Annotated in this window: 11 protein-coding genes; 9 read left to right on the top strand and 2 right to left on the bottom strand. The window is 32.4% G+C overall.

Annotated features, from left to right (window positions below; translation table 11 throughout):
- The first annotated feature begins 15 nt into the window (after positions 1-15).
- The 7 genes from GYW75_RS03005 to ssb all read left to right on the top strand — a co-directional run bounded on the left by GYW75_RS03005 (position 16) and on the right by ssb (position 7,337).
- The gene (locus GYW75_RS03005) at positions 16-1,347 is read left to right on the top strand and encodes a replicative DNA helicase (protein WP_065606422.1); all 1,332 of its coding nucleotides are present in this window, start codon (positions 16-18) and stop codon (positions 1,345-1,347) included.
- Positions 1,348-1,363: 16 nt separating this feature from the next.
- Positions 1,364-2,980 carry a ParB family protein gene (locus GYW75_RS03000; protein WP_174798380.1) on the top strand — a complete coding sequence of 539 codons (1,617 nt, stop codon included), beginning with the start codon at positions 1,364-1,366 and terminating at the stop codon, positions 2,978-2,980.
- 23 nt (positions 2,981-3,003) lie between these two features.
- Positions 3,004-3,603 carry an STY4526/YPO1902 family pathogenicity island replication protein gene (locus tag GYW75_RS02995; protein WP_255456967.1) on the top strand — a complete coding sequence of 200 codons (600 nt, stop codon included), beginning with the start codon at positions 3,004-3,006 and terminating at the stop codon, positions 3,601-3,603.
- A gap of 5 nt (positions 3,604-3,608) precedes the next feature.
- Complete coding sequence (locus GYW75_RS02990; RefSeq protein ID WP_174798378.1) at positions 3,609-4,823, top strand: hypothetical protein; 1,215 nt, start codon at positions 3,609-3,611, stop codon at positions 4,821-4,823.
- Between the two features lie 636 nt (positions 4,824-5,459).
- Positions 5,460-6,122, top strand: coding sequence for a PFL_4669 family integrating conjugative element protein (locus GYW75_RS02985; protein WP_174798377.1), 663 nt, complete (start codon positions 5,460-5,462; stop codon positions 6,120-6,122).
- 17 nt (positions 6,123-6,139) lie between these two features.
- Complete coding sequence (locus tag GYW75_RS02980) at positions 6,140-6,655, top strand: DUF3158 family protein (RefSeq protein ID WP_174798376.1); 516 nt, start codon at positions 6,140-6,142, stop codon at positions 6,653-6,655.
- 184 nt (positions 6,656-6,839) lie between these two features.
- Positions 6,840-7,337, top strand: a complete 498-nt coding sequence (ssb, locus tag GYW75_RS02975; RefSeq protein WP_174798375.1) for a single-stranded DNA-binding protein — start codon at positions 6,840-6,842, stop codon at positions 7,335-7,337.
- A gap of 53 nt (positions 7,338-7,390) precedes the next feature.
- Here ssb and GYW75_RS02970 read toward each other — a convergent pair whose 3' ends face one another.
- Positions 7,391-7,690, bottom strand: a complete 300-nt coding sequence (locus tag GYW75_RS02970) for a transcriptional regulator (protein ID WP_202115371.1) — start codon at positions 7,688-7,690, stop codon at positions 7,391-7,393.
- 99 nt (positions 7,691-7,789) lie between these two features.
- Here GYW75_RS02970 and GYW75_RS02965 point away from each other — a divergent pair, with 99 nt between their 5' ends.
- Positions 7,790-8,722, top strand: coding sequence for a hypothetical protein (locus tag GYW75_RS02965; protein WP_065606432.1), 933 nt, complete (start codon positions 7,790-7,792; stop codon positions 8,720-8,722).
- Positions 8,723-8,760: 38 nt separating this feature from the next.
- Here GYW75_RS02965 and GYW75_RS02960 read toward each other — a convergent pair whose 3' ends face one another.
- A complete protein-coding gene (locus GYW75_RS02960; protein WP_081297996.1) occupies positions 8,761-9,213 on the bottom strand; it encodes a hypothetical protein in 453 nt (150 codons plus the stop codon).
- 163 nt (positions 9,214-9,376) lie between these two features.
- On the opposite strand from GYW75_RS02960, the gene GYW75_RS02955 reads away from it, so the two are divergent.
- On the top strand, positions 9,377-11,401 hold the full coding sequence (locus GYW75_RS02955) for a DNA topoisomerase III (protein ID WP_174798374.1): 2,025 nt from the start codon (positions 9,377-9,379) through the stop codon (positions 11,399-11,401).
- Positions 11,402-12,000: the final 599 nt, after the last annotated feature.

Raw genomic sequence — 12,000 nt, 5'->3', positions numbered from 1 at the left:
TAACAAGGTGATTATATGAATAAGCAATTTTATTCTAATGATACTGAGCGATCGGTACTGGGTGCATTATTAATCGATAATAGCTGTATTGATGATACATTTGAAATAAAAGTGGATGATTTTTATATACCACAGCACAAATTGATTTTTAATGCCATAGTTTCTTTAATTCAAGAAGGTAAGCATGCGGATATTCTGACTGTATCTCAGGCTCTTTCCGAAGAACAACTAAAAAATTGCGGGGGGTTAGCATATTTAGCTGAGTTGAGTAGAGATACACCACGTGCAACAAATTTTAAACACTACGCATCAATTTTACGCAATTATACAAAAGCTCGTAGTGCAAATAATATTGCAAAAACATTGATAAAAAAGCTCACAAAAGCGTCATTTAGTAATTCAGACAGCAGTAATCAGATTATAGCACAAACGGAATCCGAACTTTTTCAGTTGGGACATGCTGTAGATAATCAAGATGAGCAACTTATACCAGCAATGTTGAATAATATTATGACATTTTTGGAAACGGAGCACTCTCCATTTATTCCAACAGGTTTTAAAAATTTGGATTCTAAAATAGGTGGGTTGGAACCCAAGGAAATTACAATTATTGCCGCAAGACCTTCAATGGGGAAAACAGCATTTCTTATTTCATTGATTTACAATCAAATAATAGCGCTTAATGATAATCCTAATTTACCTATACAACCTGTTTTTGTTTTTAGTTTAGAAATGGATGCGCAATCGTTGATGTTGCGATTATTAGCTACATTATCCCATGTACCATTTATCGATATAAAAAATAAAAATCTTGACGATAGTGATTACGGAAAAATTTCTGCAGCGATTGCAATTTTATTGAAATTAAAAAAATTTCTTATTATTGATGATAATGCGTATTTAACTCCAGCTATTTTTAGACGTAAAGTTCAGCGCTATACACGTTTATATGGCCAACCAATATTTGTTGCAGTTGATTATGTACAGTTAATGTCATCAGGTGAAAAAAACAATGAAAATCGTGCTGTTGAAGTGGGCAATATTAGTAGACAGCTAAAAATTCATTGTAAAGATTTCAATATTCCTTTAGTTCTGCTTTCACAACTAAACCGCTCAGTTGAATCTCGTTCTGATAAACATCCTCTTTTGTCTGATTTGAAAGAATCTGGCAGTTTAGAGCAAGATGCGACAACAGTAATATTACTGTATCGAGATGAAGTCTATAACGAAAACAGTGAAGCTAAAGGGACTGGTGAATTAATAGTGGCCAAAGCTCGTAATGCAGCGACTGGTAAAGTAGCAGTCAAATTTGATGGGCCATACATGCATTATCAAAATTTAGTTTAAGGAAAATATTAATATTATGGTAGAACAAAAATCATCTGTTGATGTTATGCGTGAACGTATATCTACAGGTTTCCCAGACGGTGATAGGGCAACCACTAAAATTACATTGAATGAAATGCCTATGCGGGTCAGTCTTGACGAATTAAGACCTAGTCAGGTATTACCACGATTGAAAAAAAATGAATCATATGAAGATATTAAAGAATCTATTCGAAAAAAAGGACTTGATCATGCTCCTGCCATTACAAAAATGCCAGGAGAGGAAGGGTATGTAATTTCTGATGGGGGAAATACACGATTACAAATTTTGAAAGAGTTGTATGAAGAAACTGGCGATAAACGCTTTTATACAATTAATTGTATTTTCAGGCCTTGGGGCGGAGAGCTGAAATCCATTGTTGGACATTTAACTGAAAATGGCCTTCGTAGTGATTATACATTCATAGAAAAAGCATTGGGTGTTTCAAAGAGTAAAGTTTTGTATGAAGAAGAAGTAGGTAAACCACTATCTTCACGAGAGTTGAGTGAGTGTTTAAAAAATCATGGATATCCTATTTCACATGCATTGATCAACAAGATGCTAAATACAGTTGATTATTTATATCCTTATATCCCAGAGATTCTGAAATTAGGATTGAGTCGAAATCAAATTGAAAAAATTCTAATGTTAAGAAGTATATGTTGGGATTTATATAAACGTTCAGAAAAATATGATGACGACAATGCTTTTGTTGAAGGTTTTAATTTAGTATTAAGTGAATTTGATTATGAGCCAGAATTATTTAGTTATGAACGTTTACAAGACGAGATGTTTGGTTATTTTGCGAAATTGTTGGGAATTAGCTATCAGCTTTTTGAATTTGAATTAGAGGAAAAAAACCATAAAGGGATAAAGAAAAACTTGTCACCAATTGATGTTAGCAAAAATGCTGGACAAGGTGGATTGGAAGTTGTTCCAACATTAAAAGATCAATTGCAACAGGATATTTCATCAGAAACTAATGTTAGTAGCCAACAATCAACTAAAGTTGACCCAATTTCATTAAAAAGGACAAATCCAACAATCATATCCGATGATGAACCTGAATCGGAAACTGCTTATACTGTTTTACCCTCTGGTGATATTACTGTACATGACGGAGCTGATGTTGAATTAGTAATGGAAGACATAATTAAAAGTACTGATTTAACTAAAATTAATCCACATGCTTATAGTCTCAGTGCTAATTTAAATACATACGGGAAAACGGAAAGAACACCTATCCTAGATATTTGGAAACTGCCTGAAGAAGCTACTAATTATGAATATGTTTTTCGAGATATTGCAGGGCATGTACTTGATATTTTTGATGAGCTAGGCATCAATAACCAATCTTTTGCATTTTCAATTGACGATAAAGATAAATCAAAATTACCCATTATTGCATTTAATCCCCTCTCTACAGAAGATGAAGTAGATAGCAAAAAACGCACCGCATATAAACTATTATTATCATTACTTACAAAACAGACAGAAGAACTAATTAGTATGCATTATTTAATTACTGAATTCAATGATTTTTTAGTGATTAAATTTTTACGAATTATTCGATTGTTCCGAGTTTATAACGAGTTTTTAAATCAACAACATTAAATATAGGAAATATAGGGCATATCATGGTAAGTGTCAGTAATAATATAAATTTGGCGATATTGAACATGGTTCATAATTTTATTAATGAAGGAAAGATTCACTCATTAATTGAAATGGGATTTACAATTGAACACTTAAAACAAATGAAAGAATTGAGTTATTCACAAGTTACTTATATTGCAAACTCACCTGTGCTATTGATTCAAGTTACTATAGATACAAAATTATTTGATGTTGTACTTGCAAGAGCAAAAGAATTTGAAGAAAGAAGCCATATTATTGACAAAGCACATTCACTAGGCGCATCTATAGAAATTTTAAATAAATATTTTGGGTTATCAACATCTGATATTAGTTGTTCCAGAAAACTAAAGGATTTAACTGTATCAAAGGGGCGTTTTAGGAAACCTGATGAAGCCGAAAAAATAGTTATTTGGGAACAATGGCAGCTTAAAAAAAATGAAAATCCAGATATTGTAATAAATGATGATCTAAATCGCTTGTTAGTTTATATGGATATTACTCAACATGTTTCGATGATGAGCGATGATAATACTGAGCCTTTGACATTAACATCGGTAATTAAAGAGCTAGAGCCATTAATTAATTCAAATAGTTTGTAAATATTATGGTAGATTTTGAAAATCAAATTAGCGTATTACGTAATACATTAGTTGAGCAGAAAACAAATAGCATTTCTTCTGATGAAAAGATTGCCATGTTTTTTGCAGGTCATCAATATGACTCAATGCCTCGCGCATTATTAGAAGATGATTCAATTACATCATTAGATAAATATGCTTGGCAACGGTTGTATATTGAATTACAAAAATACAGGCACAATAACTACTTTCCAACTTACGATAATTTACAAAAGCTGTGGGGGAACCTAGGCGGTACATTGTCTAGAAAAACTGTACGAGAAATACTTTCTAGATTAGTTTTATCGGGCTGGTTGTCATTTAGAATGATTAGAAGTAGTAATGGTCAAATTATGGGTAATATTTATATTCTTCATAATACAGCACTGCCTCTTGAAAAGATTATTGATGACAGTGTTATACACATTTTAACATCATTGTTAAATAAAAGTAGCATTACAAAATCATTAGCGATACTTGCATACAATCTAATCAACGAATATATCAATAAAAGCACTCAATCTGACAAAAACATTTTTTTGCACATTAACGATTCAAAAAATGAAAGCAATATAAATTACAAGTTTAATAATATTGCATCATCGTTACTCACTCACTTACAAAACTTATTAAGTTCCCAGAAGAAACTAAGTGAAAAAACGCCAAGTTCCCAAAAGGAACTAAGTGAAAAACAACTAAGTTCCAAAAGTGAACTAAGCCTAAACTCACTAAGTTCCAAAAAGAAACTACCTAAAAAATCATTATGTTATGATTCACCTAGTAGTACTACTAGTAGTAGTTTATATAGTAGTACTACTAATAGTAATGTTTTTTTAGATTTAAATGTTCCAGGTAACATTAAAGCTAATCTTGGTATTCAAGGATTGAATGATGTTATCAGTGCGATAAATAAAAATAGTTTAGACATACAAATTGCCAATAATGTATTAAAAACTATCTCGATGAAAGATATTACTAAAATTAAAAATATGACTGCTTATCTTGTAACAAATATACAAAAAGCCGCTCGGGGTGAATATAACCTCATTTCAACGCGTAATCAGGGAACCACAGCAGATGAGGATCCTAGCAAACAGGAAATTTCAAGAGTCTTACCTGTTGAGAAGAAGATGATTAGCAAAGAAGAAATAGAACAACTCTTGAATCCATTAAAAAACATGTTATGTGAGGTTAATCCTTAATGTAACGGGGGGTTACAGCTAGCTAAGTAGTCTAATTACTGTAACGGGGGGTTACAGCTAGCTGAGTAGTCCAATTACTGTAACGGGGGGTAACAGCTAGCTGAGTAGTCCAATTACTGTAACGGGGGGTTACAGCTAGCTGAGTAGTCCAATTATTGTTACGGGGGGTAACAGCTAGCTGAGTAGTCCAATTACTGTAACGGGGGGTTACAGCTAGCTAAGTAGTCAAACTACTGTTTACTGTAACGGGGGGTTACAGCTAGCTGAGTAGTCTAATTACTGTTACGGGGGGTTACAGCTAGCTGAGTAGTCTAATTACTGTAACGGGGGGTTACAGCTAGCTGAGTAGTCCAATTACTGTAACGGGGGGTTACAGCTAGCTGAGTAGTCTAATTACTGTTACGGGGGGCAACAGCTAGCTGAGTAGTCTAATTACTGTTACGGGGGGCAACAGCTAGCTGAGTAGTCTAATTACTGTTACGGGGGGTAACAGCTAGCTGAGTAGTCCAATTACTGTAACGGGGGGTTACAGCTAGCTAAGTAGTCAAACTACTGTTTACTGTAACGGGGGGTTACAGCTAGCTGAGTAGTCCAATTACTGTTAATTTTAAATTTTATTTAAATAGGAGTATTCCGATGGAAACTGAAAACAATCAAGTCGGTGTTTTACGAAGTGATATTAAAATAGAGCTTCATACTGTTCCAGCAATTCAAATCTGGTATGGCAGAAAAAAAACTGATGATAAGCATCAAATTCAAAGTATGACAAGGGCTATTGCTTATTTAAAAGTCATTGAAATAGCAACACGTCTTGATGATCCCTACGCAGATATCAGATTGACTAAATTCTATGAGCATATTACTAAAATTGAAAAATTATTAGATGTTGAGAATTATCGTATTGATGAAATACTTAAATCAGTCCCGCCAGGTTTTAAAATAAGTGATGCGACATCAGTTAAACCCGTTGATCTGAACCTATTTATTAATGTGCCAAGTGGTTATCAATTAGTATTTTTACTGTGTAAATTTGATTTATTTGTCCGAAAAGTTCAGCTAGCTAAACATATTTCATTAATCAAAAATAGTGATGCATCAGATAGGCAGAATATGATTGCTCATGAATTACGTTCGTTAATTACTTATATTACTAAATATAAACGCACTGGTGTAACACGAAAAGATTTTGTCGATAATACCCCGTTAGCAACTAAAGCTATTGAGCAATTAGGGATTGTACCAGAAGAAATACTAAATGCAGATAAAATGCGAGACCGAACAGTATCAATAACTAATTAACATAATAAGGTGAGCTAATGAATGAGTTTTATAAAGATGAATATGCAAATACACTCTCTTCAGCAGATTATCAATTTGCAATACAACATCTATCCCTAAAAGGCCTTTTAAAGCCTTTTAAAGGTAAGGGGGAATATGAAGCTATTTTACAAGAAATTGAATCGTACATTTTTAGATTAGAAAACATTGCAGAAAGACTCATCAATGACACAAGAGATAAATTACCCATTAAGTATTTACCTTTTTATTTGAAAAAAAGACGCTTATCAAATGGTTCAGTATATTTAAGTTGGAAGTATAAGAAAATAGTTATTGTGAACGGTAAAACTAGTCGTACTGAGATTGAGGGAAAACGATTGATATTAGATGCATTGGAACAAAACAATTTGAGTCATGAGGATAAAAATTTTATCCGACAACTAGAAATTGATCGCTTAACGTTAAATTTTCAAATGCGAGTATGTATTCGAATCAGACACTTAATTAATGAAATGTTGCCCAAGTTTGATGAGCTTAACATACCAACTAAATAATATGAGTCGATAAATTATATTTAATTGACTGAGGCTTGGTTTCAAATGTTTGACTATGCTTAAAATTAGTTAGTAGTTAATTTACTGTTACGGGGGGTAACAGCTAGCTAAGTAGTCAAACTACTGTTTACTGTAACGGGGGGTTACAGTAAGCTAATATGTGTAATAATATAGGAGCAAAAGAATGGCAAGAGGAATAAACAAGGTAATTTTAGTTGGCAATCTGGGGCAAGATCCTGAGGTTCGTTATATGCCGAATGGTAATGCTGTTGCTAATTTTAGTGTTGCAACATCAGAAACATGGAAGGATAAACAAACGAATGAAACCCGTGATCGCACTGAATGGCATCGTATTGTTGTATTTGGTAAATTAGCTGAAATTGCTGGCGAATACTTAAAAAAAGGTTCCCAAATTTATATTGAAGGGCAATTACAAACTCGAAAATGGCAAGATCAGTCAGGACAAGATCGTTACACAACTGAAGTTGTAGTCAACCCAATTGGCGGTACTTTACAAATGCTAGGTTCACGGGATGGTTCACAAAATTGGGGACAAAGTGCTAACAACTCTTCATCTGCACCAGTGCCACAATCAACAACGCAAAATGCACCAACTACAGAACAAGCTACAGCTATGCCTGAGGAGCCACCAATGGACTTTGATGACGATATCCCATTCTAGAGTTTACTTTATAAATATTAAATAGATAATCTAGCTAAAAGTAGTTAGGCTATCTATTTTTCGAGGGTTATTTTTAAAATTCTTAATATTTCTTTTTTAGGTTTATTTTGCATTTCGTTGTATCTCATTTTTAATGATAATGCTTGAGTTGCTAATATGACTATGTGGGGAACTGACTCTGATTTTTCGTAATTTTGATATGTTCTTGTTGTCACGTTTAATTGTTCTGCTGCAATCTCTTGACACCAACCGAAACCTCTCCTCCAAATTTTTAATTCATATCCGTTCATATCGTCATTCTCTAATTTAAAAATACGAAAATTTTTCGTATTTTGGTTTGAAATTTTATTCATATTTATAACTGAATAAATCAGAAAATAAAATGATATATTGAATAATTTAAAAAAATTAATAATAATAAATTATAAGTATGTAGAAAGGTAGAAGATAATATGCACTTATATAAAGTTTTGCCTAATAGTACAATATTTCATGTCATTGAACGGAATCAATATGAAAAAGATACACAAAGTAAATTTCCTTTCGTTCAACAAAATGACAAAGGTGAAGCTTGCTATTTTGCTATTTGTCCTGCTTGTGATAATCCTATACAAATTATAAATCTATATCACAGCTCAGATAAATTATTGAAACCTTATGGAAAGCATTATCACAAACCAGTTAGTGGAGCTAATAATAACATTGTACAATTAGGTTATTTTAATCCAGATAATTATAAACAATGTCCATTTGCAGCCCATAACGCTAACAAACGCTATAAATCTTCTGATAGAAAATCAAAGCTAGATGAAACATCCAGAAAAATATTAACAATCTTGGGCCAACATTTAGATCGAATTATTTATCTTATCCAAAAAGATATTGGTTTTCACATAGGCAAGAATTTACTTACTAATATGTTACAAAATTATATTAACTTTGAAGGGTATCTTTATTGCGGAGCTACAATTCTTAATATCCCTTGGATATTTGCTTATATGGCTAAAAACCATTCTTTATTCGGTAAAAAAATAATTGACAGTACATTAAAGGACACAATTCTAGAAAAGACTAATAAATTTATAAAAATGGAAGAAGGATATTTCATTTTTTCTAGTAAAATTTTTACAGAATTAAATTTCTATTTTACAAATCATATTCCGCTTAGTGCTAATAATAAAAAAGAGTCTATCGATTTAGTCATTACTTATCGAGTTTCAAATAGTGAATTTCGTGAACCACAAGAAATTTACCGAAAAACTATCGAAATGAATCATGTTCATTTTAGTAATTTGATAAATCTGGATAAATGGCATAAAAATTCTTTTAGTGATTATTGTATAGAACAGGCAAATGAATTGATATCACCTATACTTATAAGATAAATTTAATATAGGTGATGTTTGTTGCAAAATTTACTAATTTAAAATTTATTGGATAAGTGGTAGCGATTTTCTACTAATATCCAAAATTGGACGTTTATTTGAGGTATATAGTTGTTTTGCTCTGCGATTTTTAAGCAATTAAGAATAGTAAAAAGCCCGATTTGAAACTCATGTTTGGTATCTTTAACTTTAAATAAAATAGGATTATCGCAATTGTCACAAATGCAGTTTGTAATAATAGCAGGGTTTTTCATACAAATTTTTTTATGAGCATTGTAACAGTCATCATTTTTATAATATTCATTTAACGTATTAGTCCATTTATCGTCTTTAGGAATATATCCGAGTTGCATTGCTAGTTGTGCAAAATAGATAATATTAAAAAGTCCAATACAAAAATTGAATTTGCCGTTTGACATGTTAAATATTAGCGTTTCGTGGTTTTTATAATCTAAAAATGAATGATTAACGGGAATAGCCATATCTATCATTATTTACTCCAATAATTGTTTATTGAACTTTAATTATAATTATGCTGTATATGTTTTTTATTATTAAATCAATATTCCATTTAGCAATATTGATTTAACTATCCCATATTTATTTCAATTAATTAATATTCAGTTATCAAAAACAATAAGAGAATGAATGTTAATGAAATTATTTATTTGTGAAAAACCTAGTCAAGCTAAAGATATCCAGAAACATATTGGAGCTACAGTTAATGATAACGGTTTTTATCGTAGCTCCGATGGAAAAATATGTATTACATGGTGTGTCGGTCATTTGCTGGAACTAGCAGAACCACATGTTTATGACGAAAAATTTAAGAAGTGGAGCATAGACGATTTGCCTATTTTACCTGAAAAGTGGGTTTATAATGTTGCTCAAAAAACGTCAAAACAATTCAAAGTGGTTCAAGGGTTAGTAAAAAAAGCTAACGTCATTATTATCGCAACAGACCCCGACCGAGAAGGTGAAGCTATTGCGTGGTCTCTGTTAGAGCGTTTTAACTGGAAAGGTGAAACTAAAAGATTATGGTTTTCAGCACTTGATGATACATCAATAAAAAAAGCCCTTGCTAGTCTTAAGGCAGCTAGTGAAACTTATCCGTTATATTTAGCAGCCCAAGCTCGAGCAAAAGCTGATTGGTTGGTCGGTTTCAATAGTACAAGACTATTTACTTTACTAGGTAGAGATTTGGGTTACGGCGTTTTATCTGTGGGTCGTGTTCAGACACCCGTCCTAAAGCTAATTGTCGATAGAGATAGAGAAATTAAAAATTTCATACCCAAACCTTATTTTTCTGTAAATATTCAGTTATCTAAGACATCCCAGACATTTAATGCCACTTGGATTCCAGAAGAAAATATAGACGAAGCGGGACGATGTCTTAATGAATCTTTTGCAAGACAAATAGCACAAAAGCTACAGCATTCAAGAGAAGCAAAAGTTATTGATGTTAACACTGAACGGGTTAAATTCTCTCCTCCTTTAGCATTTAGTTTAAGTGACTTGCAGAAAGCGTGCTCTAAAAAGTACGGTATGTCTATGCCTCAAGTACTTAATATTGCTCAATCACTTTATGAAACACATAAAATTACAACTTACCCAAGAACTGATTGCGGATATTTGCCTGAATCAATGTTTGATGAAGCCGAAACCATAATTTCTGTTATTATGAAAAATGATCCTGAAATGGCAAAATTTATGCCACAGATTAATTTAGCTTATAAATCTCGACTTTGGAATGATAAAAAAGTAACCGCACACCATGGCATCATCCCGACATCAAAGACTATAGAATTGTCACAACTTAGTGCAGATGAATTAAAAGTCTATGATTTGATTCGACGAAACTATTTAGCTAATTTTATGGTGCATAATGAAGTAGATAAAACAGTAGTTAATTTAATTAGTGCTGAACAGAAATTTCAAGCAAAAGGTACAGTGTTAGTTGAGCTGGGATGGAAAGTATTATTTACAAGAGACAACATTGAAAATGCTGAAGATGTTGATGATAAACAAAAACTTCCACTTTTATCTAACAATGATATTTGTACTATTTCTAAAGTTGACTTTAGATCGTTACAAACTAAGCCACCGACACATTTCGATGACGGTAGTCTGCTTGATGCAATGAAACAAATTGCCAAATATGTAGAAAACCCTCAATTAAAAAAAATGTTAAAAGAAACTTCAGGGATTGGTACAGAAGCAACAAGAGCAGGAATTGTAGAAACATTAGAAAAACGTAATTACATTGAACGAAAAAAGAAAATTATTCTGGCCACAAATATTGCATATGCACTGATAGATAGCCTACCTGATGTATTAAAAGATCCAGGTATGACAGCCCTGTGGGAGCAAGAATTAGAAAATATTGCAACAGGTCAACAGCAACAAAGCGAGTTTATGCGTAAACAGTATATTTTTATTAATCAACTAATTCAAACGTATAAAGGAGCCGAGTTACCTAAGAATATCACATCCCCAAAAGTCTCAAAAACAAAATCATACGATTGCCCTGAATGTCAAAGTGGTGCACTTATTAAAAGAGAAGGTAAAAACCAAAAAGGTAAATATATTTGGTTTGGTTGCTCTCGTTACAAAGATGGATGCAAATTTACTTGTTTTGGGGACAAGAAAGGTAATCCTGTTTTTGAGAAGACAGTGTGAATATAGTGATTATTACTAGAATAAAAACATACTTAATTAGATTCTATATTGTAAAATTAAACGAATTATGACAGAATCAAACTTCACTCCGCTTTTGTGGTTTTGCGGTCATAAAATCACTAATTTATTTTGGATTAATTTTTAACCCTTATTAATCTGAAATGTCCCAAGTCCATAATTTATGGCTGCTTGTAACAACTCTGTGTAAGTTACAACTATACATACGGTTGGATAGAGCTGTATGTGTATCAGAGCTGATTCAATTCACATCAATTTTGAAATAATATACAACAAGGAGCAAGGTGGTTCTTGTTCCTGTCTTTCCTGTCTTTGTCCGAACTCAGGGTAAATACCATTGTAAATTGTAGCAAGAAAAACAGTGGTATTTACCTTGTTTGTTCTATAACGACTAATAACAACACCAAACTGAATGGTAAAAAATCAGTAGCCCTTAGTGCGTTAACGCGTGCCTGATAAGACTGTTTAAAGCAGGCTTGTTTATTCGGTTCATCTCAGCTAACTAAATAGCGAATCGAGAATGTGTATGAAATTGCATGATTTTTGAGGGGAGAGTGCATTTTATCACTTTTTATTGAGTT

The sequence above is a fragment of the Gilliamella sp. ESL0232 genome, from assembly GCF_013346885.1.
Taxonomy (GTDB): Bacteria; Pseudomonadota; Gammaproteobacteria; order Enterobacterales; family Orbaceae; genus Gilliamella; species Gilliamella bombi.
Note: the sequence above shows the minus strand (reverse complement) of the source record. Positions and strands in the feature narration are given on the sequence as shown.

Coding starts and splice junctions, on each gene's coding strand:
- GYW75_RS03000 (WP_174798380.1), top strand. CDS start 1,364: ATGGTAGAACAAAAATCATCTGTTGATGTTATGCGTGAACGTATATCT.
- GYW75_RS02955 (WP_174798374.1), top strand. CDS start 9,377: ATGAAATTATTTATTTGTGAAAAACCTAGTCAAGCTAAAGATATCCAG.
- GYW75_RS02960 (WP_081297996.1), bottom strand. CDS start 9,213: ATGATAGATATGGCTATTCCCGTTAATCATTCATTTTTAGATTATAAA.
- GYW75_RS03005 (WP_065606422.1), top strand. CDS start 16: ATGAATAAGCAATTTTATTCTAATGATACTGAGCGATCGGTACTGGGT.
- GYW75_RS02970 (WP_202115371.1), bottom strand. CDS start 7,690: ATGAATAAAATTTCAAACCAAAATACGAAAAATTTTCGTATTTTTAAA.
- GYW75_RS02995 (WP_255456967.1), top strand. CDS start 3,004: ATGGTAAGTGTCAGTAATAATATAAATTTGGCGATATTGAACATGGTT.
- GYW75_RS02985 (WP_174798377.1), top strand. CDS start 5,460: ATGGAAACTGAAAACAATCAAGTCGGTGTTTTACGAAGTGATATTAAA.
- ssb (WP_174798375.1), top strand. CDS start 6,840: ATGGCAAGAGGAATAAACAAGGTAATTTTAGTTGGCAATCTGGGGCAA.
- GYW75_RS02980 (WP_174798376.1), top strand. CDS start 6,140: ATGAATGAGTTTTATAAAGATGAATATGCAAATACACTCTCTTCAGCA.
- GYW75_RS02965 (WP_065606432.1), top strand. CDS start 7,790: ATGCACTTATATAAAGTTTTGCCTAATAGTACAATATTTCATGTCATT.
- GYW75_RS02990 (WP_174798378.1), top strand. CDS start 3,609: ATGGTAGATTTTGAAAATCAAATTAGCGTATTACGTAATACATTAGTT.